Below are 25,479 nucleotides of genomic sequence, written 5' to 3' on the forward strand. Positions count from 1 at the left end.
CGGGGAGGCCGCTCCAACCTTTTCCCCAGTCAGGAGAACCCGATCCATGTTCCGCCGCTCGATCGTCGTCTCGGTCGTGGCCGCCGCCGGCCTCGTCGCGTGCAACAAGGGCGCGCCCGGCAAGTCCGGCCCGGTGGTCGCTTCCGGTAACGGCGTGACCATCACCGCCCCGGAGCTGAAGGCCCGCCTCGACGAGCAGTCGCCCTTCATCCGCCAGCGCTTCACCTCGCTCGACCGGAAGAAGGAGTTCCTCCAGAACCTGGTCCAGTTCGAGCTCCTCGCCGGCGAGGCGCAGAAGGCCGGGATGGAGAAGGACCCCGACGTCCAGTACCTCGTGAAGCGGGCGATGGTGCAGAAGTACCTGCAGAAGAAGTTCGCCGACACCGAGGGCGCGAAGAACATCCCGGACGCCGAGCTCCAGAAGTTCTACGACGAGCACAAGGACGACTACCAGAAGGCCGCCAAGCAGCGGCTCTCGGTGATCGTGGTGAAGGACGGCGCCGCCGCCAAGAAGACCGCCGCGGCGCTCAAGGAGCAGGAGAAGAAGAACCCGCTCGCCTTCGCCAACGTGGCGCGCGAGACCTCGCAGGACGACGCCTCCAAGGCCACCGGCGGCGACGTCGGCTACAAGACCAAGGACGAGCTCGAGAAGGCGTACGGCAAGGCGTTCGCCGACGCGGTCGCCCCGCTGAAGGACAACGACGAGGCCGGCCCGATCGAGACCCCGCAGGGCTTCGTCATCGCCAAGGTCACCGGGCACCAGGAGGAGATCAACCGGCCCTTCGACCAGGTGAAGGCCCAGATCGCGAGCCGCCTCTGGAGCGAGAAGAAGAAGAAGGAGTTCGACGAGTTCACGAAGCAGCTCAAGGACAAGGCGAACGTGAAGGTGAACGACGCCGAGCTCGAGAAGGTCGAGGTCGCCGCGGCCCCCGCCGGCATGGGCGGGATGATGGGCGGTGGCATGGGTGGCGGCATGATGGGCGGCGGGGCTCCCCGCGCCCCGATGGGCGGCGGCGCCAACGTCGCCCACCCGCCGATGCCGGCCCCGGCGCCGGCCGCCAAGTAGCGAGGCGCACGCAGCAAGGCTAGAACCGCGCCCTGCCGCACCACCGCGGCAGGGCGCTTCTCTTTTCCGAAACTGGACCACGGACCCCCCATGACGAGCCTCCTCCTCGCCGCCTTCCTCGCCGCCGCCCCCGCCGCGTCCACCGCGCCCGGGCGCGTCATCGACCGCGTCGCCGCGGTGGTGAACGGGGAGGTCGTCACGCTCGGCGAGCTGATCGACCGGCTCGGCCCGCAGTACCGGGAGCTCGAGAAGGAGACCGGCCCGGAGGCGGAGAAGGAGCGCACCCGGGCGCTGCGGCTCGCCTTCGACCGCGTGGTCTCGGAGCGGCTCTTCGACGCGCAGGCCACGGCGCTGCAGCTCGAGGTGACCGACGCCGAGGTGGACGGCGCCATCGCCGACATCAAGACCCGCAACAAGCTCGACGAGGCGGGGCTCGACCGCGCGCTGGCCGAGCAGGGGCTGTCGCGCGACGCGTTCCGCAAGGCGGTGAAGCGCGACCTCGAGTCGATGCGGCTCATGCAGGTGAAGGTCCGCAGCAAGGTGAAGGTCACCGACGAGGACCTGCAGGCCTACTACCAGTCGCACCTGGCGCAGTTCACCGCCGGCGAGGAGGTGAGGGTCCGCCACATCTTCCTGGCGCTCGACCCGGCCGCGCCGAAGTCGGAGGAGGGCAAGGTGGAGGCGCGGGCCGAGGCGGCGCTGAAGCGGGTCCGCGGCGGCGCCGACTTCGCCCAGGTGGCCCGCGAGGTGTCGCAGGGCCCGAGCGCCGCCGAGGGCGGCGAGCTCGGCTGGCTCAAGCGCGGCATGGTGCAGCCCGACCTCGAGAAGGCCGCCTTCCGGATGAAGAAGGGCGAGATCTCGCCCGTGCTCCGCACCCAGCTCGGCTTCCAGATCATCCAGGTCGAGGATCTCCGCGGCGGCGGCCCCCGCCCCTTCGCCGACGTGAAGGAGGAGATCCGGGACCGGCTCACCAACGAGCAGCTCGAGAGCTACCGGAACCAGTACGTGTCGGAGCTCCGCAAGGACGCCATCATCGAGGTCAAGATGCCGGAGCTGGCCGACCTCGGCTCCGCCGCCGGCCAGGCGCCGGCCACCGCGCCCGCCTCCGCCGTCGAGAAGAAGCCCTAGGCGCGCCGGCGGCGCCCGGCGGCCATCCGGGCCGCGAGCTGCAGCGCCGCCACCATGCTCGCCTCGCTCGCCCTGCCCTTCCCCGCGAGGTCGTAGGCCACCCCGTGATCGGGGCTGGTGCGGACGATGGGCAACCCCAGCGTCACGTTGACGGCCGGGTCGTCCAGGAGGGCGTCGAGCAGCTTCACGGGGATGAGCCCCTGGTCGTGGTAGAGCGCGACCACGGCGTCGAACTCGCCCCGCGCCGCCCGGAAGAAGACGCTGTCGGCTGGGTACGGGCCGGAGGCGGCGATGCCGCGGCGACGCGCGCGCGCGATCGCGGGCTCCACCACCCGCGCCTCCTCGTCGCCGAACGCGCCGCCCTCCCCGGCGTGTGGGTTCATGGCGCAGACCGCGAGCCGGGGGCGGCGCAGGCCGAAGTCGCGGCGCATGGCGGCGTCGGTCACGGCGAGGGTGGCCAGGATCTCGGCCGGCGTGACCGCCTCGAGCACCTCGGCGAGGGCGAGGTGGTTCGTCACCAGCGCCACCCGGAGCCGCGCGCCGGCGAGCATCATCACCGAGCGCTTCGTGCCGGTGAGCTCGGTGAGCCACTCGGTGTGGCCGACGAAGCCCGGCAGCGCGGTCGCCACCTGCGCCTTCGAGACCGGCGCCGTGCAGAGCGCCTCGGCGGTGCCGGAGGTGACCGCCTGGAAGGCGGCCTCGAGGTACGCGAGCTGGGCGGCCCCCCCTTCGGGTGACGGCCTTCCCGGCCGGCAGGCGCGCGCCGGCAGGGCGGTCATCGCCACCACCGCTCCCCCATTCGGGACAGGACCTCCGGCACCGACCACCGGCAGCTCGACGCCGGCGTCGGCCAGGGCGCGGGCCAGGATGGGGCCGTCTCCGAAGACGACCGGGACCACCGCCGGCCCCGGGCTCGCCTCGTCCGCTGACCGCCGACCACCTCCGGCACCGGTGCCGGAGATCCGGGCGAGGGCCTTGGCGGTCACCTCGGCCCCGATGCCCGAGGGGTCGCCCATGCTCACGGCGACGCGCACTGGCCCCGCAACCCGGCGTCTCGTCACGGCATTCCCCTGGTCACGGACCCAGCGTCCGCGGATCTCCGGCACCGTTCCACGAGAGGTTCCACGCGGGGCGGCCCTGCCCTCTCAGACATTGAACCGGAAGTGCATCACGTCGCCGTCCTTCACGACGTACTCCTTGCCCTCCATCCGCATGAGCCCCTTCTCCTTCACCGCCGCCTCGCTGCCGAGGGTGACGAGGTCCTCGAAGCCCATGACCTCGGCCTTGATGAACCCGTGCTCGAAGTCGGTGTGGATGACGCCGGCGGCCTGGGGGGCCCGGGCGCCCTTCTTCACGGTCCAGGCGCGGCTCTCCTCCGGCCCCGCGGTGAGGAAGGTGATGAGGCCGAGCTCCTCGTAGCCGGCGCGCACGAGCGCGTTCAGGCCCGGCTCGGCGAGCCCCAGGCTCTCGAGGAACTCCTTGCGCTCGGCGTCGGCCAGCTCGGCCAGCTCCGACTCGACCTTGCCGCAGATGACGACGGCCTTCGCGCCCTCGGCCTCGGCCATCTCCTTCACGGCCTGGATGCCCGGATCGTCCCGCCTGGCGAGCTGCGACTCGTCCACGTTGGCGATGTAGATGACCGGCTTGTCGGTGAGCAGGAACATGTCCCCGAGGACCGGCCGCTCCTCCTCGCCGAGCTTCTGGGCTCGCACCGGCACGCCGCTCTCCAGCCCCGCCTTCACCTTCTCGAGCACCGCGAGCTCGAGCTTGGCCTGCTCTCCGGCCTTGCCGGGGATCTTCACGTTCTTCTGGGTCCGCTCGCGCCGCTTCTCGACCGACTCGAGGTCCTTCAGCATGAGCTCGGTCTCGACCACGTCGCGATCGCTGCGCGGATCCACCTTCCCGCCCACGTGCACCACGTCGGGATCGACGAAGCAGCGGAGCACGTGCGCCACCGCGTCCACCTGGCGGATGTGCGACAGGAACTGGTTCCCGAGCCCCTCCCCCTTGGAGGCGCCGGCGACGAGGCCGGCGATGTCCACGAACTCGAGCGTGGTCGGGACCAGCTTCTTCGACTTGAACACGGTGGCGAGCCGCGCCAGCCGCTCGTCCGGCACCGGCACCACCCCGACGTTCGGGTCGATGGTGCAGAACGGGTAGTTGGCCGCCTGCGCCTTGGCCGAGCCGCTCAGGGCGTTGAAGAGGGTGGACTTGCCCACGTTGGGCAGGCCGACGATTCCGATGCTGAGACCCATGGCGGTGTTCCTAGCCGCGATCGCGGCGGTTCGGCAAGTGGCGGGGGGCCGCGCCCCCCTTGGAAAAATGAAACGGCTCCGGCGGCCGCGGAGGGCGCGCCGGAGCCGAGAGGTTCGCGAGGCGAGGCGCTACGCCGCCCGGTTGGACGGGAGCTGGGCGAGGTAGTCCTCCACCAGCTTGCGCTGCGCCTTGTCGTCGAGGCTGCCCTGGATGAGCCGGCTGGCGGCGTCGATGGCGAGGTCCGCCACCTGGGCCTTGAGCTCGCCCATCGCCTTGGCCTTCTCCTCGTTGATCTGCTTGCGCGCCTGGGCGACGAGCTCGTCGGCCTCCTTGCGCGCCCGCGCCGTCAGGTCGGCCCGGAGGACCTCGATGTCGGCCGCGCTCTTCTTGGCGAGCTCGGCGGCCTCCTTGCGGGCGGCGGCGAGCGTCTCCTTCTGCTCGGCCATCATCCGCTCGGCCTCGGCGCGCTCCTTCTTCGACTGCTCGAGCGCCTCGCGGATGGTCCGCTCGCGCTCGTCGAGCATCTTGACGATGGGGCCCCAGGCGAACTTGGAGAGCACCGCCACCAGGATGAGGAAGGTGATGGCCGTCCAGAGGACGAGCCCCGGCTTGAGGTCCATGAGGCCGGCGGCGAGCACCGGGGAGAACGAGCTGGCGAGTGACGTCATCGAGGACTCCGTGTGGGCGAAACCTGCTGCGGCGGCGCTGCGGTCCTGCCGGCCGCTACGTCTTGATGGCGAGGAGGACGCAGACCACGATGGCGAACAGCGTCACGCCTTCGATGAGGGCGGCGGCGATGATCATCGAGGTGCGGATGTCGCCGGCGGCGGTGGGCTGGCGGGCCGAGCCCTCGAGGGCGGCGGCGGCGAGCTTGCCGATGCCGAGGCCGGCGCCGAGGACGGCGAGACCGGCGCCAAAGCCGGCGGAGAGGAACGCGAGAGCGACGGAGTTCATGGTGGACTTCCTTCGTTGTGGGGCGGTTGAAGGGGACGGGCCGCCGGCCCGCGGCGCTTACTGCGCTCGACTACCCATGGCCGGGAGCCTTCCCGGCCACGTCGGAAACGTGTGCGTGCGCCACCTCGCCGTGGGCCTCCTCGCCGTGCCCGTGGTCGTCGTGACCGTGGTGGACGAGGCCCGCGCCGATGAAGAGCGAGGAGAGCATGGTGAAGATGTAGGCCTGCACGAAGGCCACGAAGAGCTCGAGGGCGAAGATGCCGAGCGCCATGGGCACGGAGCCGAGCGCCACGAGCGGCGAGTGCAGGGCGAAGATGAGGCCGAGCAGCGACAGGATCACGATGTGGCCCGCGATCATGTTGGCGAAGAGACGGATGGTGAGGGCGAAGGGCTTGGTGAAGAGGCCGAGGATCTCGACCGGCACCATGATGACCCAGAGCGCCGGGTGGACGCCGCCGGTGAGGTGCTTGAGCCAGCCGCCCAGCCCCTGCGCCTTGATCTGCGCGTACTGGGTGATGAGGAAGGTGAAGACCGCCAGCGTCAGCGTCACCGCGAGGTTGCCGGTGGCGGTGGCGGCGTAGGGGATGAGGCCGAAGAGGTTGGCGAAGAGGATGAAGAAGAACGCCGTGCAGAGGTAGGGCACGAACCGGTCGGCGTCGGCCTTGCCGATGTTCTTCATCGCGATCTCGTCGCGGACGAACTGGACCAGCAGCTCGAGGAAGTTGTAGAGGCCGCGCGGCACGAGCTCGCGGTTCCTCGAGGCGGCGAAGAACGCGAGGAGCAGGAGCGCCGAGGCGAGCCAGAGCATGATGAGGTGCTTGGTCGGGGTCATGTCCACGGCCGTGCCGCCGACGTGGAACACGAGCGCGGTCCCGAAGACCTCGCGCAGGTCGAGCTCGCAGCCGGCGCTGAACCCGCCGTGGCAGAAGCCCGGGAACTCGAGCACGTAGCTGTCGGAGACGTGCTCCATGAGGACGTCGGAGAGCGACTCCTCGTGCTCGGCGCCCTCGTGGCCGGCGGGCTCGGCGACGTTGCCGCCGTGCTCGTGGGCGCCCTGGCCGGGCGCGACCTCGTGCTCGCCCGGCGCGACGGCCGGGGTCTCCGCCTGGCCGGCGGCGGGGGCGGCGTGCTCGGCGGGGGCCGGCGCGGCGGCGGGCTCCTGGGCCTGTCCCAGGGCGAGGGCGAGGGCGACGATGACGGCGTTCATGCGGTCGTTCCGGAGCGCGCGAGCGAGTGGACGAAGGCCCCCTCGATCGCGCTGAAGGCGAAGTACGGCACGAAGAAGGCGGCGACGAAGGCGATGGCGTCGAGTCCGGACCGGGCGACGAGCGCGGTGCCGAGCGCGACGAGGAGGATGCGGACGAGGAACACGAGGGTGAAGACGGCGAGCGCGGCCTGGACCGGCTTCTTCGCCCCGCGGGAGGCCCGGGAGATCCCCCAGAGCGACGCGACGGCGGTGAGGCTGGCGATGCCCGCGCCCGTGAGCGCCGCCCCACGGTGGGCGACGACGAGCGAACCCCCGATGGCCAGGGCGGCGACGAGGGTGGTGAGCATCCCGAAACGCCTCACTTGTCCTTCCCGGCCCCGAGGACCGTCTTGAAGAAGCTGACGAAGCCGCCGACCGCGCCCACGACGGCCCCGACCATGAGCAGCCAGGGCACGGTGTGGTGCAGCTTCTTGTCGAGCCAGTAGCCGAGGAAGGTGAAGACGCCCACCGCGGCCACGAGCTGCGTCGAAGCTGCCAGGAAGGGAGCCGCCTTGCGGTATCCCTCCGCCAGGCCCGAGAGACCTTCGTCGTCCCGGTCCCGGCGCTCTCGGTCGCCCGGGTCCGCCACGCTCGCCTCCTGACCCCGCCGCTCGCGCGAAAAAGCCCGTGTTTACGCGAGCGAGAGGGCAGGCCCGTATAGCAGGCGGCGCACCGAAGGTCAACCCTCTGGCGGCCGCCCGCGGCGGCGTTCCGCCTAGCCCTGGAGCGCGGCCCGGAAGGCCACCTTGGCGGCGTCGAGGGTGGCCTCGACGTCCTCGTCCGAGTGGGCGAGGGAGACGAAGGCGGCCTCGAACTGCGAGGGCGGCAGGTAGACGCCGGCCTCGAGCATGGCGTGGAAGAACCGGGAGAAGCGCTTGGTATCGCAGCCCCGGGCGCTCTGGGCGTCGAACACCGGCTGCTCGGAGAAGAAGACCGTCAGCATCGAGCCGACGCGGTTCACCTGCACCGGCACGCCCGCCTCCCTGGCGGCGGCGGCGAGCCCCTCGGCCAGCCGGGCCGAGGCGGCCTCGAGCCGCTCGTAGGAGGCGGGGGTGAGCTGGCGGAGGGTGGCGATGCCGGCGCCCATCGCCATCGGGTTCCCGGAGAGGGTGCCCGACTGGTAGACCGGCCCGGCCGGCGCGATCCGGTCCATCACCTCGGCGCGGCCGCCGAAGGCGCCCACCGGCAGGCCGCCGCCGATGACCTTGCCGAAGGTGACGAGGTCGGGGCGCAGCCCGAGCCGGTCGCAGGCGCCGCCCATGGCGAGCCGGAAGCCTGTCATCACCTCGTCCACGATGAAGAGCGCCCCGTGCTTCCTGCAGAGGGCGTGGATGCCCTCGAGGAAGCCGGGCCGCGGGACGAGCACGCCCATGTTGCCGACCACCGGCTCGACGATCACCGCGGCGATCGTGCCGCCGCGCGCCGCGAAGAGCGCCTCGGCGGCGGCGAGGTCGTTGTAGGGGAGCGTGAGGGTGTGCTTCGCGAAGTCCGCGGGCACGCCGGGGGAGTCGGGGAGCCCGAGGGTCTCCACGCCGGAGCCGGCCTTCACCAGCACCGAGTCGCCGGCGCCGTGGAAGCAGCCGTCGAACTTCACGAGGTCGTCGCGGCCGGTGAAGCCGCGGGCGAGCCGGATGGCGCCGGTGGTGGCCTCGGTGCCGGAGGAGACGAACCGCATCTTCTCCACCCAGGGCATCCGCTCGCGGATGAGCTCGGCGAGGACGATCTCGCGCGGCGAGGGGGCGCCGAAGCTGGCGCCCGACTTCATGGCGTCCTGCACCTCGCGCATCACCTCGGGGTTGCAGTGGCCGAGGATGAGCGGGCCCCAGCTGCCGACGTAGTCGAGGTAGGCGTTGCCGTCCACGTCGAAGAGGCGCGAGCCCTTGCCGCGGGCGATGAAGCGCGGCCCGCCGCCCACGCCCTTGAAGGCGCGGACTGGGCTGTTCACGCCGCCCGGGAAGAGGGTGTTGGCCTTCGCGAACAGCTTCTCGGAGAGCTCGGTCTTCATTCCTCGTTCCCTTCCTCGGTGTCCTCGGCGCCCGGCTCGTCGGCCGGCGCGCTCTCGACCGGCGCGGCGCCCTCGGCCGGCTCGGCCACCCCGGCCTGGTCGGCCTCGGGGCTGGTCTCGGCGACGCGGGCCACGCCCACCACCTGCTCCTCGCGCGACTCGACGGTGATGAGCCGCACGCCCTGCGTGTTGCGGCCGATGACGCTGATCCCCTTCGCCGGCATGCGGATGAGCATGCCCTTGTTGGTGATGAGCATCACCTCCTCGCTGTCGAGGACGCGGGCCGCCGAGACCACCGGGCCGTTGCGCTCGGTGGTCTTGATGGTGATGAGCCCCTTCCCGCCGCGGCTCTGCACGCGGTACTCGGAGAGCTCGGTCCGCTTGCCGTAGCCGTTGGCGGTGACGGTGAGGATGGTGGGCGCGGGCTCGCCCTCGGCCACCGGCGCGAGCACCTCGCCCGAGACCACCTGGTCGCCGTCCTCGAGGGAGATGCCCTTCACGCCGTAGGCGCCGCGGCCCATGGGTCGGACGTCGGACTCGTCGAAGCGGATGGCCATGCCGCCCGCGGTCGAGAGGAGCACGTGCGCGCCGGGGCCGCAGATGCGGGCCGAGATGAGGGCGTCGCCCTCCTCGATGCCGAGCGCGATGATGCCGGCGGTGCGCGGGCGGCTGAAGGCGTCGAGCCGGGTCTTCTTGATGAGGCCGCGCTGGGTGGCGAGGAACACGAACTCGCCGGTGGCGGCCACGGCCTGCTTCTCGGCCTGCTGGCTCGCCTCGGCGGCCTCCTGGTCGAGCGCCTCGTCGCCGGAGGCGGGCGGCTCGGGCAGCTCGCGCACCGGGAGGATGGCGGCCACCTTCTCGCCCGGCGAGAGCTGCACCAGGTTGACGATGGGCTTGCCGCGCGCGCTCCGGCCCGCCTGCGGGATGGCGTGGACCTTGAGCCAGTAGACCTTGCCCTTGTCGGAGAAGACGAGCAGGTAGCTGTGGGTCGAGGCGACGAAGAGGCTCTCGAGAAAGTCCTCCTCGCGGGCCACCGCGCCGGTCTTGCCGCGGCCGCCGCGCCGCTGGGCGCGGTAGAGGGAGACCGGGTTCCGCTTCACGTAGCCGGCGTGGGAGACGGTGACCACCATCTCCTCCTCGGCGATGAGGTCCTCGAGCTCGAGGTCGGCCTGGGCGCTCTGGATCTCGGTGCGCCGCTCGTCCGAGAAGAGCTGCTTCACCTCGCGCAGCTCGCCGACGATGACCTCGAAGAGCACCTTCTCCGAGCCCAGGATCTCCTTGAGCCGGGTGATGAGCTTCTGCACCTCGGCCAGCTCGTCGAGGATCTTCTGCCGCTCGAGGCCGGTGAGGCGCTGGAGCTGCATCTCGAGGATCGCCTTGGCCTGCAGCTCGGAGAGGCCGAACCGCGTCATGAGCCCGTCGCGGGCGGCGTCGCGGTTCTCGGCCTTCTTGATGAGCTCGATGATCTCGTCGATGTGGTCGAGCGCGATCTGGAGGCCGAGCAGGATGTGCTCGCGGGCGCGGGCCTGCTTGAGCTCGAAGCGGGTGCGCCGGGTCACGACGTCGCGGCGGTGGGCGACGAAGCGCTCCAGCAGCTGCTTGAGGTTCAGGATGCGGGGCTGCCCGCCGTCGATGGCGAGCAAGGTCACGCCGAAGCCGGTCTGGAGCGCGGTGTGGGCGTACAGGTTGTTGAGCACCACCTGGGCCACGGCGTCGCGCTTCACCTCGATGACGACCCGCATGCCCTCGCGCGACGACTCGTCGCGGAGATCGCTGATCCCCTCGAGCTTCTTCTCGCGCACCAGATCGGCGATGTGCTCGACGAGCTTCGCCTTGTTCACCTGGTACGGGATCTCGGTGACGACGATCGACTCGCGCTCGGTCTTCGGGTGCACCTCGACGCTGGCGCGGGCGCGGACGGTGATGTTTCCGCGGCCGGTCTCGTACGCCTTCCGGATGCCGTCGCGGCCGAGGATGATGCCGGCGGTCGGGAAGTCGGGGCCGGGCACGAAGCGCATCAGCTCCGGCAAGGTGCACTTCGGGTTCTCGATCACGTGGATGGCGGCGTCGATCACCTCGCCCATGTTGTGGGGCGGGATCGAGGTGGCCATGCCCACGGCGATGCCGGAGCTGCCGTTGACGAGGAGGTTGGGGAAGCGGGTCGGGAGGACCAGCGGCTCGACGGTGGAGTCGTCGAAGTTCGGCCCCCACTCGACCGTCTCCTTGTCGATGTCGGCGAGGAGGAAGTCGGCGAGCCGCTCGAGGCGCGACTCGGTGTACCGGTAGGCGGCGGCGGGATCCCCGTCCACCGAGCCGAAGTTGCCCTGGCCGTCGATGAGCGGGTAGCGGAGGTTCCACTCCTGCGCGAGCCGGACGAGCGCGTCGTAGACCGCGGAGTCGCCGTGCGGGTGGTACTTCTTCAGCACCTCGCCGACGACGCCGGCGCACTTCGAGTAGCGCTTGTTGTGGTGCAGCCCCTCGGAGTGCATCGCGTACAGGATGCGGCGGTGCACCGGCTTCAGGCCGTCGCGCGCGTCGGGGAGAGCGCGGCCGATGATCACCGACATCGAGTAGTCGAGATACGACTTGCGCATCTCGTCTTCGATGGCGACCTGGGCGCGCGGCCCGTCCCCGGATGGCGGTGCCGGAGGACCGGACGGCGGAGGGGGTGGCAAGGTCTCTTCGGGCATCGGATCTCGAGGAGGCGCGAAGGTCGCGCCGGGGCCAGAAAAACGGAAGGGGAACGGGCCTATTATTAGCCCGTTCCCCTTGGAATCTCAACGTTTTGTGATGGTTCAGCGGGCCACGGAGAGGCGGGCCGCGGCGCGGCGGACGCGGGCCGACTCGACCCCGTGGTTCTGGTCCTGCTCGGTCATGCTGCGGAGCCGCTCGTTGGCCTCTTCCAGGGCCGCCTGCGCCCGGGCGACGTCGATCTCGTCGCGGGCCTCGGCGGTGTCGGCGAGGACGATGACCTTGTTGTCGGCCACCTGCAGGAAGCCCCCACCGATGGCGTAGTGGTGCTCCCGCCCGCCCTCGACGTAGGTGAGGCGCCCCGGCTCGAGCGCGCTCATGAAGGGCGTGTGATCCTGGCGGATGCCGAAGCCGCCTTGCACGCCGGGGGCGCGCACCTCGTCGCAGCTGACCGAGAGCACCCGCTTCTCCGGAGTGACGATGTCGAGCGTGATGGCCATGGGGTCGCCTCGGGCCGGCTAGGCCGCCGCCAGCTTCTTCGCCTTCTCGGCGGCCTCCTCGATGGTGCCGACCATGTAGAACGCCTGCTCCGGCAGGTCGTCGTGCTTGCCCTCGACGATCTCCTTGAAGCCGCGGATGGTGTCGGCGAGCTTCACGTACTTGCCGGGGTTGCCGGTGAACTGCTCGGCGACGTGGAACGGCTGCGAGAGGAAGCGCTGGATCTTGCGGGCGCGGGACACGACCAGCTTGTCGTCCTCGGAGAGCTCGTCCATGCCGAGGATGGCGATGATGTCCTGGAGGTCCTTGTAGGTCTGGAGCGTCTCCTGGACCGAGCGGGCCACCCGGTAGTGCTCGTCGCCGACGACCAGCGGGTCGAGGATGCGCGAGGTGGAGTCGAGCGGGTCCACGGCCGGGTAGATGCCGATCTCGGTGAGCTTGCGGCTGAGCACCGTGGTGGCGTCGAGGTGGGCGAACGCGGTCGCCGGGGCCGGGTCGGTGAGGTCGTCGGCGGGCACGTAGATGGCCTGCACCGAGGTGATGGCGCCCTTGTTGGTGGAGGTGATGCGCTCCTGCAGCTCGCCCATCTCGGTGGAGAGGGTCGGCTGGTAGCCCACGGCCGAGGGGATGCGGCCGAGGAGCGCGGACACCTCGGAGCCGGCCTGGGTGAACCGGAAGATGTTGTCGATGAAGAGGAGCATGTCGCGCCCCTCGACGTCGCGGAAGTACTCGGCGATGGCGAGCGCCGAGAGGGCCACGCGGGCGCGGGCGCCGGGCGGCTCGTTCATCTGGCCGTACACGAGCACGCACTGGCTCTCGGAGAGGTTGTCGGACTTGATGACGCCCGACTCCATCATCTCGTGGTACAGGTCGTTGCCCTCGCGGGTGCGCTCGCCGACGCCGGCGAACACCGAGAAGCCGCCGCGCTCCTTCGCCACGTTGTTCACGAGCTCCATGAGGAGCACGGTCTTGCCCACGCCGGCGCCGCCGAAGAGGCCGATCTTGCCGCCGCGGAGGTAGGGGGCGAGGAGGTCGATGACCTTGATGCCGGTCTCGAAGGCCTCGATCTTCACGTTCTGCTCGGTGAGGGTCGGGGCGGAGCGGTGGATGGGGCGGGTCTCCTTGGCCGCGATCGGGCCGAGCTCGTCCACCGGCTCGCCGACCACGTTGAGGATGCGGCCCAGCACCGCCTTGCCGACCGGCATCGAGATCGGGGCGCCGGTGTTCTTCACCGCCATGCCGCGGACGAGGCCGTCGGTCGTGTCCATGGCGATGCAGCGGGCGGTGTACTCGCCCAGGTGCTGCGCCACCTCGACCACCAGGTTGTCCTGGCGCTCGTCGATGCCGGGGTTGGTGATGGCGAGGGCGCTGTAGATCTCGGGCAGGGCGCCGGGCGGGAACTCGACGTCGACGACGGGGCCGATGACCTGGGTGATCCTGCCGTTCTGCAGATGGAGCTCGGTGGCCATGTGTGTGTTGTCCGGTGGCTTTGGGAGGGTTTACTTGAGCGCCTCGGCGCCGCTGACGATTTCCATCAGTTCCTTGGTGATGTAGGCCTGCCGCGCGCGGTTGTAGTCGAGCGTCAGCTTGCCGATCATCTCCTCGGCGTTCTTGGTGGCGGACTCCATCGCGGTCATGCGCGCGCCGTGCTCGCTGGCGGCCGACTCGAGGAGCGCCCGCCACACCTGCATGTTGATGTGGCGCGGGAGCAGGTCGGCGAGGAGCGCCTCGCGACCCGGCTCGTAGATGAAGTCGACCGAGGCCGCCTGCGCCTCGGTGGCCGCGGGGGTCTCGACCGGGAGCACCTGGCGCACCACCACGTGCTGCGAGATGGCGCTCTTGAACTCGTTGTAGCAGAGGAAGACCGCGTCCACCTCGCCGGCGAGCCAGCGGGCGGTGAGCTCCTCGGCGATCTCCTGCGCCTTCTCGAACCGCAGGTGCTGGTGCACGCCGGTGTAGTCGGCCTGCATCGTGACCTTGCGGCTCTTGAAGTAGTCGCGCGCCTTGCGGCCGATGGTGGTGACGCGGACCTCGGCGTAGCGCTCGGCGTTCTCGGTCATGAAGCGCTGCGCGCGGCGGAGCACGTTCGAGTTGAACGCGCCGGCGAGCCCGCGGTCGCTGGTGACGAGGACGATCTCGGCCTTCTTCGCCACCCGCGGCGCGAGCAGCGGGTGGGCCGGCTTCTCGGCGGCGGCGCCGGCGCGGGCCGCCACCTCGCCGAGGGCGCGCTCGAGGAGCGCGGCGTACGGGCGGGTCTTGAGGATGGCGTCCTGCGCCCGCCGCAGCTTGGCCGCGGCCACCATCTTCATGGCCTTGGTGATCTGGCGGGTGCTCTTGACCGAGCCGATCCGCTTTCGGATGTCGCGAAGGTTGGGCACGGGCTCTTTCCGGGAGAGGACCGCCGGCTAGGCGGCCTGGAAGACCTCGCGGAACTCGGCGAGGGCAGCGTCGAGCGACTTCTTGATGCCGTCGTCGAGCTGCTTCTTCTCGACGATCGCCTTGCCGATCTCCGGGTGGCGGTTGTCGAGGAACTCGATGAGCTCCTTCATGTACCGGCTCACCTGCTCCACGGCGATGTTGCGGATCCAGCCCTGCCCGGCCGCGTCCTTGTTGGTGGCGGCGTAGATCTGGATGACCTGCTTCTCGACCGGGAGCGGCTGGTACTGGCCCTGCTTCAGCACCTCGACCAGGCGCTCGCCGCGGGCCAGGGTCTCCTGGGTGGCCTTGTCGAGGTCGGAGCCGAACTGGGCGAAGGCGGCGAGCTCGCGGTACTGGGCGAGCTCGAGCTTCAGCGAGCCGGCCACCTGCTTCATGGCCTTGATCTGGGCCGAGCCGCCGACGCGCGACACCGAGATGCCGACGTTGATGGCGGGGCGCTGACCGGCGTTGAAGAGGTCGGTCTCGAGGAAGATCTGGCCGTCGGTGATCGAGATGACGTTGGTCGGGATGTACGCGGAGACGTCGCCGGCCTGGGTCTCGATGATGGGGAGGGCGGTGAGCGACCCGGCGCCCTCCTTGTCGGAGAGCTTGGCGGCGCGCTCGAGCAGGCGGCTGTGGAGGTAGAACACGTCGCCCGGGTACGCCTCGCGGCCCGGCGGGCGGCGGAGGAGCAGCGACAGCTGGCGGTAGGCGACGGCCTGCTTCGAGAGATCGTCGTAGATGATGAGGGCGTGCATCCCGTTGTCGCGGAAGTACTCGCCCATGGTCACGCCGGTGTACGGCGCGAGGAACTGCAGCGGGGCCGGGTCGGAGGCGTTGGCGGCGACGACGATGGAGTACTCCATCGCGCCGGCCTCCTTGAGGCGGTCCACCACGCGGGCCACGGTGGACTGCTTCTGCCCGATGGCCACGTAGATGCAGAAGACGTTCAGGCCCTTCTGGTTGATGATGGTGTCGATGGCGACGGCGGTCTTGCCGGTCTGGCGGTCGCCGAGGATGAGCTCGCGCTGGCCGCGGCCGATCGGCACCAGGGCGTCGATGGCCTTGAGGCCGGTCTGCAGCGGCTCGTGCACCGACTTGCGCTTCACGATGCCGGGGGCCTTGATCTCGATCTTGCGGCTCTGGGTCGCGTTGATCGGGCCGCGGCCGTCGATGGGGAGGCCGAGGCCGTCCACCACGCGACCGAGGAGCTCCTTGCCCACCGGCACCTCGGCGATGCGGCCGGTCCGCTTGACGGGGTCGCCCTCGCGGATGCGATCGGCGTGGCCCATGATGGCGGCGCCGACGTTGTCCTCCTCGAGGTTGAGCACGAGGCCGCGGATGCCGTGCGGGAACTCGAGCAGCTCGCCGGCGGCGGCGCCGGAGAGGCCGTAGATGCGGGCGATGCCGTCGCCCTGGGACAGGACGGTGCCGGTCTCGGCGACATCGACCTTCTTGCCGTAGTCCTTGATCTGGTCCCGGATGATGCGGCTGATCTCGTCGGCGCGGATTTCCATCGGTTCTAGGTCTCCGGTGCGGGCCTGCGAAGAGGGCTACTGCTTGAGGGTCTGGCGGAGGTCCTCGAGCTGCGTGCGGACCGAGCCGTCGTAGACGAGGTTCCCCACCTGGGCGACGACGCCGCCGAGGAGGGAGGGATCGACGTGGTGCTCGACGATCACGTTGGCGCGGGCGGCGCCGGCGAGCCGGTCGGCGATCTGCTGCGCCACGGCCGGGTCGAGCGGAGTGGCGCTCACCACCCGGGCGCGGAGGCGGCCGAGCTTCTTGTCGGCCAGCGACCGAAAGTGGTCCACGATCCCCGTGAGGTAGGCGAAGCGGTTCCGGTCGGCGAGGAGCGAGAGCAGGTTCGCCGGCTCGGCGTCGAGCTTGAGCGCCGCGGCGAGCTGGGCGGCGATGGCGCGCCGCTGCTCCTTCACGTAGACCGGGTTCACGAGGACGTCGCGCAGCTCGGCCGAGGACTCGACCGCCTGCTTGAAGGCGGCCAGGGCGTCGGACCACTGCTCGACGCGGCCCTGCTCGACGGCGAGGTCGAAGAGGGCCTGCGCGTAACGACGAGCGATCGAACCCAGGATCATAGGGGCAGCCCGACTATCACGGATAGAGCGGATTCGTCAACCATATCGGGCACTAGATTCAGGTTTTCCGGGAGGGGCTCACCTTTCCGCACCGGGGGCAGGCGCGGACGGCGTGTTGGAAGCGGGAGGGGCGAGAGGGATCTCCTGAGGGATCTCCGGCACCGGGGCGCTGACGAAGTGAGCAGCCGGGCGGAACGGCGGTGCCGAACGACGGTGCCGGGGGTCGGTGCCGGAGCGGTGCCGGGGGCGGTGCCGGAGGCGGGTCTCGGCGCGGGGCAGTGCCGGTCTCGGTGCCGGAGGCGGAGCGGCGGCGAGGGGCGGCGTGTTGGTGCCAGAGCAGGGCGGCGGTGCCGGGGGCAACTCCGAGGCGGCACCAGGTGGTGCCGGAGGCGGGTGAGATTCCCGCTCGGCCAGCCGGCCGGCCACCCGGCACCCGACTGCAAATCTCCGGCACCGCCGATTCCGGCACCGCCGATTTCGGCCTCGGCACCGATCTCCGGCACCGACCCCCAAGCACCCATCTCAAGCACCGGCAGGGCGCGCCTGGGAGGAGCATCACCGGGGCCGCTCCCGCACCCGCGGTGCGCGTTTGACAGCCTCCGGCACCGCCTTACGTTCCGTTTGGCTCGACGAGCCAAGTCACAGAAGGAGGAATGAAATGGCACTGCTGACCCGATTCGACCCGTGGCGGGATCTCGCCCGGCTGCAGGACGAGGTGACCCGGATGTTCGACGACCGGCTCACGCTCAGCCCTGGTGAGTCGGTGGGCTGGACGCCGAAGTGCGACATCTTCGAGGACGAGGAGTCGATCGCCCTCCGCTTCGACCTCGCTGGGGTCGACCCGAAGGACGTGGAGATCCGCTTCGAGAACGGCGTGCTCACCCTCAAGGGGGAGCGGAAGCTGGAGAAGGAAGAGAAGCGGGACAACTATCACCGCGTCGAGATGTCCTACGGCACCTTCACTCGTTCGTTCACGGTCCCTGGCACCATCGACCCGGAGAAGATCAAGGCGGAGAGCAAGAACGGGATGCTGGCCGTCCACCTGCCGAAGAAGCCCGAGGCCAAGCCGAAGGCCATCACGGTGAAGGTGAGCTGACCCGGGACGCGGCCCCGCGGTGTTGACGAGCAGTAAACAAAAGGCCGGGCCCGATCGAACGGGCCCGGCCTTTGCTTTTGGTGAATGCCGTGGGCTAGGGCTTCACGGCGGCGACGGCCGCGGCGGCGACCGGCTTCGTCGCCCCCTTCTCCAGGTTCTCCATCTTGGCCTGGCCCTCGAAGATCACGCCCTTCTCGATCATGAGCGACGGCGTCTCGACGTTGCCGCGCACCTTGGCCGGGTGGTGGAGCTCGATGGCGCTCTTGGCCCGGATGTTCCCGTTCACCTCGCCGTGCACGATGATGGTGCCGCAAGTCACCTCGGCGTTGAGCTTCGCGCCCTCGCCGACCACCAGGACGTCGTTGGTGTTCACCGAGCCGGTGAACTTCCCGTCGATGCGGACGGTGCCCTCGAAGGTGAGCTTGCCCTCGAACTCGGAGCCCTTGCCGAGCAGGGCGTTGAGCTCGTTGTTGCCGGGGATGGGGGTGGGGGCGTCTTCGCGCTTCAGCATGGCCATGGGTGAGGACTCCTCGCGCACTGTCGGCGCCGGTGAGGTGGATGGCTCGGTGGGGGCGGCTGCACCGGTCGGCGACAGCGCTTCCTCCCGCTCCTTGTTCCAGAACGGCATTCGTTGTCTCTCTGTACTGCTCCTGCGCACCGCCCTGAACCGGGCCGGCGCGCCCCTAACCTACGCTCCAATCTTGCCGAGTATTCCGTCGAGTTCGTCGAGTGACGTGTAGTCCACCTCGATGGTGCCGGCCCCGGAAGACTTGGGGACGACCCGACAGCGGGCCCCCAGCCGGCGCTGCAGGCGGTTGACGAGGTCGCGGATGGCCGGCGAGTCGGCGGCGCCGTCCTTCTTGGCCGGCTTCTTCCCGCCCCCGAGCAACTGGCGGACCAGCGCCTCGGTCGCGCGCACGCTCAGCTTATCGCGCATCACCCGCGTGGCCGCCTGCCTGATCTTGTCGGCGCCCTCGAGCGAGAGGAGCGCCCGCGCGTGTCCCATCTCGAGCTGCCCCTCGCGCACCGAGTCGCGCACCTCGCTCGGGAGCCGTAGGAGCCGGAGCGCGTTGGTGACCGTGGAGCGCTCCTTCCCTACCCTCTTCGCCACCTCCTCCTGCGTGAGGCCGTGCTCGTCGATAAGGAGTTCGTAGGCCTCCGCCTCCTCGATGGCGTTGAGGTCGGCGCGCTGGATGTTCTCGATGAGGGCGATCTCGAAGGCTTCGGTATCGTTCGCCTCGCGGACGAGCGCCGGCACCTCCTTCAGCCCGGCGCGCTGCGCCGCCCGCCAGCGCCGCTCGCCGGCGAGGATCCGGTACCGCCCCCCCTGCTTGCGCACCAGGATCGGCTCGACGATCCCGTGCTCGCGGATCGAGAGCGTGAGCTCCTCGAGCTTCTTCTCGTCGAAGCGCTTTCGGGGTTGCTCCGGGTTCCGTTCGATGGCCTCGATGGGGAGCTGCAGGAGGCTCCGGCCGTGAGAGCCGCCCGCCCCGGCGCCGGTGGGGGCCGGGGCGTTGGAGAGCAGCGCCGCCATGCCGCGGCCGAGGGCCATCCGCTTCTTGTCCGCGCTCACGCCACCCTCCGCTGCCGCTTCTCCACCTCGCGCGCGAACTCCAGGTAGCTCTGGCAGCCCTTGCTGGCGACGTCGTAGAGGAGGATGGGCTTGCCGTGCGAGGGGCTCTCGGAGAGCCGCACGTTGCGCGGGATGACCGTCTTGTAGACCCGGTCCGGGAAGTGAGTCCGGATCTCCTTCTCGACCTGCGCGGCGAGGTTGTTGGCCGCGTACATGGTGAGGAGGATTCCGTCGAGGGCGAGCTCCGCGTTGGAGCCGTCGCGCACCAGGTCGATGGTCCGCAGGATGTCGGCGAGACCCTCGAGGGCGTAGTACTCGCACTGGAGCGGGACGATGACGCCCTGACTCGCCACGAGCGCGTTCAGGGTGAGGAGGCCGAGGGACGGCGGGCAGTCGATGATGACGTACTCGTACTTCCCGGCCACGTCGGACAGCGCCTCGCGCAGCCGGTACTCCCGCCGCTCCGCTCCGGCGAGCTCCAGCTCGGCGCCGACGAGGTGCCGGCTCGAAGGGACGAGCCCCAGGAACTTGAGCTCGGTCTTCTGCACCACCTCGTCGATGGGCCGGGCGTCGAGCAGCACGTCGTAGACGCTCGACTCCACGTCGTCGCGCCCCACCCCGACCGCAGAGCCGGCGTTCCCTTGAGGGTCCACGTCGATGAGGAGCGTCGAACGCTCCGCCGCCGCCAGTGAGGCGGCGAGGTTCACGGCGGTGGTCGTCTTTCCGACCCCGCCCTTCTGGTTGGCGATGGTGATGATCCTGGACATGGGCTCCCCTGCTGCGCTCCGGGCGGGATACCCGCTTCTCGGCAGGGGCGCAAGCGGGCCGCCCCCCGGGTACCGGTTCGCCGCCTGGGAGTGTGCCTTCCGGGTCTGACGAGGTTCCACGTGGAACATCAGGCCGCGCGGGGGTCGCGGGTTCCACGTGGAACATGCGGGTGGGGAGTCCGGCTGCGGCGACGCCCGGGCGCCTAGGCAGCGGCTGACGGCGTCAGATCGAATGAGCCCGGGGTTCCACGTGGAACATCGGGGTCGCCTACACGGGACGGGGACACTTTTGGAGGCGACCCCGCCCGGTGTGCCGGCACCCGAGCGATAGAAGCCAGACGGCCTGGGTTAAAGGCTGGCCGCCTGCTCCAAGGCAGCATCTCCCCCTGAGCCCCGACGAGGCCAGGTAGCGTTGTCACGGGCGGCCGCCTCGCGCCACCCTGGTCGGCCCGTTCTGGCGGGGACCGGCCGGACCTCCTCCTCCCAGCCGGGGCACCATCAGCGGTGCTTCCTCCGAGCGAACCCCTGCTCGCCATATAGAAGGTGGAGTCGCCCTGGGCGCCCACCGACCAGAGCGCGCGGACCTGAGCCGAGGCAGACGCGCGCTTCCTCGAGCGAGCAGGCGTCGATGCAGAGGCCGGAGGGCAGAGGCCACGACAACAGCGCCCTTCGCTTCGGGCAGCCTGCGCCCGCGGCATCGATCGCCGACGAACCCGACGGGCATCTCCAACGGCCTTCGTGGACTCGCCGCAGCAACTCCCTGTGGCCGGACCCCTCATCGCCCTCTGCTAGCTCACACCAGCCCGCCCATCCCTCGCCTTGGGCCAGCCTGCCCGCGCAGGCAGACGGTCGGCAATCGCGCGAGGGGACCTCCTGACCAGCGCGGCCGCCGTTCGAGGATTCACCGTGCTGGCGACCGGGATAGCTGCCTGCTCCTCGCCGACCGCCCGACAGCACTCGCGACGTCGGGTCCCTCCGCCCCAAGACCGCCCGAACTGCTTCCTGGTCCTTCACCACCTTGGACTGGGGAGCTGGGCGTCCGACAGCGCGGGGGTGGTGGTGGTCACCGACCCGGGGCGAGTACGAGCACCTGCTGCCGCACGTCCAGCGCGCGCCTCGAATTTGTCGACGTCGCCCTGCTCTTCCGCTCCTCGTCCTGCCTCAGGCACTCCTTGCGCCGCTCCATGCGAAAGCGATCCTCCGGCACCAGCTGCCTACAAGCCCAAATGCGCGCACTACATTCAGTGGATCGCCTCCGGCACCGAAGCGCCAACAGCGACCCTCGGTCACGCCCGGCACAGGCATCGACTCTCTCCCGGCGTCGTCCCGCGTGGCGGAACGGCCACGATGGCACTTCGAGAACGGCTCGTACCCGAAGCACCTCGACTATGACGGGAGCGTTCGCGGCACGGACGTGATGCCGCGCGACGGACCACTCCCCCTGCTGCGCGCTACCGTCCGCAGTACCGCCGATCACGGGGACCTTGCCGGGACGGTGCCGGTGGTAGGACCCGCTACACCTCTCCCGCCTGGTCGCCAGCCGGCTGCCGCCGAACGGCGCTGGACCCCGCGCGCGTTCGCTTTCGCTGCAGGAATTACCCGCGAGTCCTAGTGCCCCGCCCTCGCCGGCTGCGGCCCCAGCATTACGGCTCGAGCATCCGCTCCTCCGGCACCGGGAGCCACAGTCATCGAGGCGGACCGGCAACGGTAACTGTCGGAGGCGGGACAGCTACCCTGCCGCTCCACACCGCCGCCCGCTGGATGGCGTCACCGCGGCTGGCCCGCCCGTTGCTAGGACAGCTCCCCATGCCGCGCACCCCGCGATCGCACTTGGTCGGTCCACGCACCGTCAACCACTGCATGTGGCGCAGCCGCAACCACGAGTTGGTGCTCGCCTCCGAGGAAGCCCGCCGGATGTTCCGCTCGCTGCTCCTCCGTTACAAGGACCGCTACGGCATCCTCATCCACTCCTACTGCCTGATGGGCACCCACCCGCACATCGTCGTCACGTGCACGCAGGATCAGGCCGCGTTCAGCGCCTTCTTCCGGGTGGTCAACCAGCGGTTCGCTCGCTGGTACAACACGAGGAACCGCTCCTGCGGGCAGGTCATCATGGAGCGCCTCCGCTCACCGCAGATACAAAGCGGCGAGCACCTGCTCACGGTCATGCGTTACGGCGACCTCAACCCGGTGCGCGCCGGACTCTGTCGCTCCGCGAAGGACTGGTCCGCATCGAGCTACCGACACTACGCTCACGGTGAACGCGACCCGCTCATCACGGATGCCTCGGAGTACGAGGCGCTCGGCTCGACGCCGGCCCTTCGCCGCGCCGCCTACCGAAACCTGTTCGCGGCGAGGTGGATCGCCGACCTGCTCGGCCGCCGCCGCGAGATGACCTGCGCGCTCTTCATTGGCGACCCGGACTGGGTCGCGCCGCGACTCGCTGCGACGGGTCTCTCTCCGCCAGCTGCGGCCTAGCGTCATTCACTTGCAGTGACTGCCAGGAGCTTCCCGCAGCCCTCGCTCGCCAACTAGGCCCGGGGCGCGCGCCGGCGCTCTCCGCGCGGCCGCCAACGGGCGATCGCGCGCTGTGCACCGCTGATGGGCAGCGCGAACTGCTCGAGCAGCTCCAACTCGAGCCCACTCTGCTCACCGACTGCCTCGAGGGCCTCTCGTTCGGCTCCCCGGCCGAGCATGGCGTATAGCCGTCCGCACTCAGCCAGGTACTTCGCTCCCAGCGGCACCCATCTATCCGGATCGGCCATCGCGCGACTCACCACGACGTCGCTGCGTGGCAGCGAATCCGCCTCCGGCACCCCGGTGGCCCGCACCGCCACGCCACGCACCGACAGCCGCAGCTCAGCCGCGACCGCCTTCACGAAGGCCACCTTCTTCCCGACCGAGTCGCAGCACGTCACCTGCAGCTCCGGCCGCACGCAGGCCAGCGCCAGCCCGGGTAGACCCGCACCGCTGCCGATGTCGAGGATCGTCCGGCTCGCCCCGATGTGCGGCAGGAGCGCCAGCGAGTCCGCGAAGTGCTTCTCTGCGAGCTCGACCGGCTCCGTGACCGCCGTCAGGTTCACTCGCCGGTTCCACTTCAACAGGCGATCGGCGAAGAGCGTCAGGCGTCCGACCGCCTCCGGCCCCACGGGCAGCCGCAGCCCGCCTATGGCCCGTCGCAGCGCGTCTTCGAAAACCGCATCCATGCGGCCAGCCTATCAGGGCTTTCCACGCCCGATCGCGTCGTCCACCTGCTCGCGGTGGCTCGCGAGGTACTCCTCGACCTCCTGAGCCTCGAGCTCCAGGTCCCGGAGCACGCCCGCGTAGACGAACTGGAAACCCTGCCGGTGCTCGTCGCCGCGCAGCTCGAACGTGCGCCGGAGCACCGCCGCCGAGAAGAGCTTCTCCGCCCTGGACTTCGCGCGCGCCATCTCCCGGGTCAGGCGGTCTCGTCGCCGCCGCTCGCAGCCGGACCGCCCCGACCTCCGGCACCGGGGCCGCGATCTCCGGCACCGGCTCCGGCGCCTTCTCCGCCGCGGCGAACCGCCGTCTCCGGCACCACCAGCAGCTGCCGAAAGAGCCCCTCTCCCTCGCTGTGCGTGGAGACGCCCTCGGCCCCGAGGAGCGCCAGGTGGATCTGCCGCCGCTCCCGGGCGGTGATGGGGGCGATGGCGATCACCTTGTTCATCTTCCGCACCGTGGCCGCGAGCCGCTCGGCCATGGCGGCCACCACCGGGTCGGTCTCGTCGGCGAAACCGCCGACGTCGAGGTTCACCCACTTGCGCCCCTCGGCGCGCGGGTTCACGACCCGGTTCACGAGATACTGCACGGCCTCGATCAGCGCCGACCCGAGCTCGAGCTCGTTCCCCGGCTCCGCCCGCAGCGATACCCCGATGGCCTCGGCCGTCTCCTTCACCTCGACCGAGACCTTCCCGCCCATCCGGCGCAGCAGTTCGCCGCAGAACTCCTTGGCGCGCGCGACCTTCTCCGGCGCGTGCTCCGGGGGCGGTACTCCGAGGTCGCGTTCCTCGCGCATGAGGACCCTCAGGCCTTCGCCGGCTCGACCGCCGCCTGGCGCCGCATGATCACCTGCTGCTGGGCGATCGACAGGACGTTGTTCACGAGGATGTAGAGCGTCAGGCCGGCCGCCAGGTTCATCATGATGAACGTGAGGAAGATGGGCATGAAGTACAGCATCATCTTGGCCTGCGCCGCGTCGGCCGGCTGCGGCGAGATCTTCTGCATCACGAAGCTCGAGAGGCCCATCGCGATCGGCAGGATGTAGTAGGGGTCCTTGAGCGTGAGGTCGTGGATCCAGAGGAAGGGCTCCCGGTAGAGCTCCACAGAGGTCTGGAGGGTGGCGTACAGCGCCAGCCAGACCGGCATCTGGAGCAGCAGCGGCAGGCAGCCACCGAGCGGGTTCACCTTGTGCTGCTGGTAGAGCTGCATCACGGCGAGGTTGAGCTTCTCCTTGTCGTCGCCGTGCTTGGCCTTGAGCTTGTCCACCTCGGGCTGGAGCCGGCGGACCTCAGCCATGGACTGCATCGACCGATGGGTCAGCGGGTAGAGCAGCGCCTTCACGACCAGCGTGAGGAGCATGATCGCGACGCCCCAGTTGTGGACGACGTGCTCGAAGGCCCGCATCACCCATAGGAGGATGCGCGCGAAGAAGGCGAAGAGGTTGGTGACCGTGCCGTAGTCGATGGCGCTGTCGAGCCCGCGCCCGTAGGACCGCAGGAGATCCAGCTGCTTCGGCCCGGCGAAGAGGTCGAAGCCGGCGTCGAGCCCCGCCCCCGGCACCGGGACCCGCAGGGCGGCCATGGCACCTCCGGCACCGAGCCCCTTGGCGAAGACGCAGTCACCGGTCGCGTTGGTCGGCAGGAGCACCGACACGAAGTAGTGCTGGTCCAGCCCCGCCCAGCCCGGCACCCCCGGCACCCGCTCGATCGGCTCCTTGCCGCCGAAGCGGACCGTCTTGTCTCCGGCGCGGCAGACCGGCTGCACGGTGTCGGGCGCGGCGCCGCCGGAGAAGAAGCCCGGCTTCGGCTGGTTGGGATCGACCCATCCCGGGTAGAGCACCGTCACCGCCCCCGGACCTCCGGCACCGCCGGAAACCTGCAGGGCCAGCCGGATCTCATACTCCCGCGCCCCCAGCTCGAACCGCTTCCGGACCGAGTACGGCCCCACCGCTCCCTCGAACACCACGGAGCGGTCGTCGTGCGAGACGAGCTTCATCGGCGCGCGCGCGGCGGGGTCGGTCGCGAGCCCCTCCGGCCCGGCCACCGAGAGGGACAGCGGCAGCGGCTCCCCCGGCCCCTGGCGGACCAGGTCCACCGGCACCGCGGCTCCGTGCAGGTCCTTCTGGAACTTCTCGCCCTTGAGCAGGTAGCTCTTGAGCGCGCCGCCGTGGCTCGAGAAGGTCGCCTTGAACTGCGGCGTCTCCAGGACGGCCAGCTCCTCTGGCGCGTTCACCGGGACCGCCGCGGCGGCGCCGGGGGTCGGCGCCGGAGAACCGGGCGCGACCGGCGCCGGCGCCTTCTCCGGCACCGACGGCTGACCGGCGTCGGCCGTCACGTTGACGGCGTGGCGCGCCTGCTTGGGCGGCGGGAACGCCACCTGCCAGAGCACGAGGATCCCCGCGGAGATGGCGGCGGCGATGAGGATGCGGCGGTTGTCAGGTTCCAAGCT

General features: G+C 70.4%; 25 protein-coding genes. 4 read left to right on the forward strand and 21 right to left on the reverse strand.

Translation table 11 applies throughout. From position 1 onward, the window contains the following. The first annotated feature begins 46 nt into the window (after positions 1-46). Positions 47-1,066, forward strand: a complete 1,020-nt coding sequence (locus AMPC_RS14350) for a peptidylprolyl isomerase (RefSeq protein WP_248341965.1) — start codon at positions 47-49, stop codon at positions 1,064-1,066. A gap of 90 nt (positions 1,067-1,156) precedes the next feature. Continuing rightward, on the forward strand, positions 1,157-2,194 hold the full coding sequence (locus tag AMPC_RS14355) for a peptidylprolyl isomerase (RefSeq protein WP_248341966.1): 1,038 nt from the start codon (positions 1,157-1,159) through the stop codon (positions 2,192-2,194). Here AMPC_RS14355 and pdxA read toward each other — a convergent pair. The 14 genes from pdxA to AMPC_RS14425 all read right to left on the reverse strand — a co-directional run bounded on the left by pdxA (position 2,191) and on the right by AMPC_RS14425 (position 16,355). Continuing rightward, positions 2,191-3,228, reverse strand: coding sequence for a 4-hydroxythreonine-4-phosphate dehydrogenase PdxA (gene pdxA / locus AMPC_RS14360; RefSeq protein ID WP_248341967.1), 1,038 nt, complete (start codon positions 3,226-3,228; stop codon positions 2,191-2,193). The two genes, AMPC_RS14355 and pdxA, sit on opposite strands and share 4 nt — an antisense overlap. Before the next feature lie 111 nt (positions 3,229-3,339). Beyond that, positions 3,340-4,449: a redox-regulated ATPase YchF gene (ychF, locus tag AMPC_RS14365; RefSeq protein WP_248341968.1), complete on the reverse strand. Its 1,110-nt coding sequence runs from the start codon at positions 4,447-4,449 to the stop codon at positions 3,340-3,342. A gap of 129 nt (positions 4,450-4,578) precedes the next feature. Continuing rightward, entirely contained in the window at positions 4,579-5,118 is a 540-nt protein-coding gene (gene atpF / locus AMPC_RS14370) for a F0F1 ATP synthase subunit B (protein ID WP_248341969.1), read from the reverse strand. Positions 5,119-5,173: 55 nt separating this feature from the next. Continuing rightward, positions 5,174-5,404, reverse strand: a complete 231-nt coding sequence (gene atpE / locus AMPC_RS14375) for an ATP synthase F0 subunit C (RefSeq protein WP_248341970.1) — start codon at positions 5,402-5,404, stop codon at positions 5,174-5,176. A 70-nt stretch (positions 5,405-5,474) separates the two neighbouring features. Continuing rightward, the gene (locus tag AMPC_RS14380; RefSeq protein WP_248341971.1) at positions 5,475-6,611 is read right to left on the reverse strand and encodes a F0F1 ATP synthase subunit A; all 1,137 of its coding nucleotides are present in this window, start codon (positions 6,609-6,611) and stop codon (positions 5,475-5,477) included. After that, positions 6,608-6,958 (reverse strand): hypothetical protein, encoded by a 351-nt coding sequence (locus AMPC_RS14385; protein WP_248341972.1) that lies wholly within the window; start codon positions 6,956-6,958, stop codon positions 6,608-6,610. Before AMPC_RS14385 ends, AMPC_RS14380 begins: the two co-directional genes overlap by 4 nt. An 11-nt stretch (positions 6,959-6,969) precedes the next feature. Continuing rightward, on the reverse strand, positions 6,970-7,239 hold the full coding sequence (locus AMPC_RS14390) for an AtpZ/AtpI family protein (RefSeq protein WP_248341973.1): 270 nt from the start codon (positions 7,237-7,239) through the stop codon (positions 6,970-6,972). 126 nt (positions 7,240-7,365) lie between these two features. Continuing rightward, complete coding sequence (hemL, locus tag AMPC_RS14395) at positions 7,366-8,655, reverse strand: glutamate-1-semialdehyde 2,1-aminomutase (protein WP_248341974.1); 1,290 nt, start codon at positions 8,653-8,655, stop codon at positions 7,366-7,368. Then, a complete protein-coding gene (gene gyrA, locus AMPC_RS14400) occupies positions 8,652-11,345 on the reverse strand; it encodes a DNA gyrase subunit A (protein ID WP_248341975.1) in 2,694 nt (897 codons plus the stop codon). Before gyrA ends, hemL begins: the two co-directional genes overlap by 4 nt. Positions 11,346-11,450: 105 nt before the next feature. Beyond that, positions 11,451-11,846, reverse strand: coding sequence for a F0F1 ATP synthase subunit epsilon (locus tag AMPC_RS14405; protein WP_248341976.1), 396 nt, complete (start codon positions 11,844-11,846; stop codon positions 11,451-11,453). An 18-nt stretch (positions 11,847-11,864) separates the two neighbouring features. After that, the gene (gene atpD / locus AMPC_RS14410; RefSeq protein WP_248341977.1) at positions 11,865-13,313 is read right to left on the reverse strand and encodes a F0F1 ATP synthase subunit beta; all 1,449 of its coding nucleotides are present in this window, start codon (positions 13,311-13,313) and stop codon (positions 11,865-11,867) included. Between the two features lie 30 nt (positions 13,314-13,343). Beyond that, positions 13,344-14,222 carry an ATP synthase F1 subunit gamma gene (gene atpG / locus AMPC_RS14415; protein ID WP_248341978.1) on the reverse strand — a complete coding sequence of 293 codons (879 nt, stop codon included), beginning with the start codon at positions 14,220-14,222 and terminating at the stop codon, positions 13,344-13,346. Between the two features lie 27 nt (positions 14,223-14,249). Further along, positions 14,250-15,779, reverse strand: coding sequence for a F0F1 ATP synthase subunit alpha (gene atpA, locus AMPC_RS14420; protein WP_248341979.1), 1,530 nt, complete (start codon positions 15,777-15,779; stop codon positions 14,250-14,252). Positions 15,780-15,815: 36 nt separating this feature from the next. Further along, on the reverse strand, positions 15,816-16,355 hold the full coding sequence (locus AMPC_RS14425) for a F0F1 ATP synthase subunit delta (protein ID WP_248341980.1): 540 nt from the start codon (positions 16,353-16,355) through the stop codon (positions 15,816-15,818). A 658-nt stretch (positions 16,356-17,013) separates the two neighbouring features. Between AMPC_RS14425 and AMPC_RS14430 the strand changes: the two genes are divergently transcribed. Beyond that, a complete protein-coding gene (locus AMPC_RS14430; RefSeq protein WP_248341981.1) occupies positions 17,014-17,451 on the forward strand; it encodes an Hsp20/alpha crystallin family protein in 438 nt (145 codons plus the stop codon). A 94-nt stretch (positions 17,452-17,545) separates the two neighbouring features. Here AMPC_RS14430 and AMPC_RS14435 read toward each other — a convergent pair whose 3' ends face one another. The 3 genes from AMPC_RS14435 to AMPC_RS14445 all read right to left on the reverse strand — a co-directional run bounded on the left by AMPC_RS14435 (position 17,546) and on the right by AMPC_RS14445 (position 19,791). Then, positions 17,546-17,968, reverse strand: a complete 423-nt coding sequence (locus AMPC_RS14435) for a bactofilin family protein (RefSeq protein ID WP_248341982.1) — start codon at positions 17,966-17,968, stop codon at positions 17,546-17,548. A gap of 171 nt (positions 17,969-18,139) precedes the next feature. Continuing rightward, positions 18,140-19,003, reverse strand: a complete 864-nt coding sequence (locus AMPC_RS14440; protein ID WP_404800655.1) for a ParB/RepB/Spo0J family partition protein — start codon at positions 19,001-19,003, stop codon at positions 18,140-18,142. A 17-nt stretch (positions 19,004-19,020) separates the two neighbouring features. After that, positions 19,021-19,791 carry a ParA family protein gene (locus tag AMPC_RS14445; protein WP_248341985.1) on the reverse strand — a complete coding sequence of 257 codons (771 nt, stop codon included), beginning with the start codon at positions 19,789-19,791 and terminating at the stop codon, positions 19,021-19,023. A gap of 1,806 nt (positions 19,792-21,597) precedes the next feature. Between AMPC_RS14445 and AMPC_RS14450 the strand changes: the two genes are divergently transcribed. Next, positions 21,598-22,269 (forward strand): transposase, encoded by a 672-nt coding sequence (locus tag AMPC_RS14450; RefSeq protein ID WP_248341986.1) that lies wholly within the window; start codon positions 21,598-21,600, stop codon positions 22,267-22,269. Positions 22,270-22,322: 53 nt separating this feature from the next. Here AMPC_RS14450 and rsmG read toward each other — a convergent pair whose 3' ends face one another. Genes rsmG through yidC form a run of 4 tightly spaced genes read right to left on the reverse strand, consistent with a single transcriptional unit; the run spans position 22,323 to position 25,476 of the window. Continuing rightward, on the reverse strand, positions 22,323-22,997 hold the full coding sequence (gene rsmG / locus AMPC_RS14455) for a 16S rRNA (guanine(527)-N(7))-methyltransferase RsmG (protein WP_248341987.1): 675 nt from the start codon (positions 22,995-22,997) through the stop codon (positions 22,323-22,325). Between the two features lie 12 nt (positions 22,998-23,009). After that, positions 23,010-23,222, reverse strand: coding sequence for a hypothetical protein (locus tag AMPC_RS14460; protein ID WP_248341988.1), 213 nt, complete (start codon positions 23,220-23,222; stop codon positions 23,010-23,012). Between the two features lie 8 nt (positions 23,223-23,230). Continuing rightward, positions 23,231-23,827: a Jag family protein gene (locus tag AMPC_RS14465; RefSeq protein ID WP_248341989.1), complete on the reverse strand. Its 597-nt coding sequence runs from the start codon at positions 23,825-23,827 to the stop codon at positions 23,231-23,233. An 8-nt stretch (positions 23,828-23,835) separates the two neighbouring features. After that, complete coding sequence (yidC, locus tag AMPC_RS14470; RefSeq protein ID WP_248341990.1) at positions 23,836-25,476, reverse strand: membrane protein insertase YidC; 1,641 nt, start codon at positions 25,474-25,476, stop codon at positions 23,836-23,838. Positions 25,477-25,479 lie beyond the last annotated feature (3 nt).

Source organism: Anaeromyxobacter paludicola (genome assembly GCF_023169965.1).
Taxonomy (GTDB): Bacteria; Myxococcota; Myxococcia; order Myxococcales; family Anaeromyxobacteraceae; genus Anaeromyxobacter_B; species Anaeromyxobacter_B paludicola.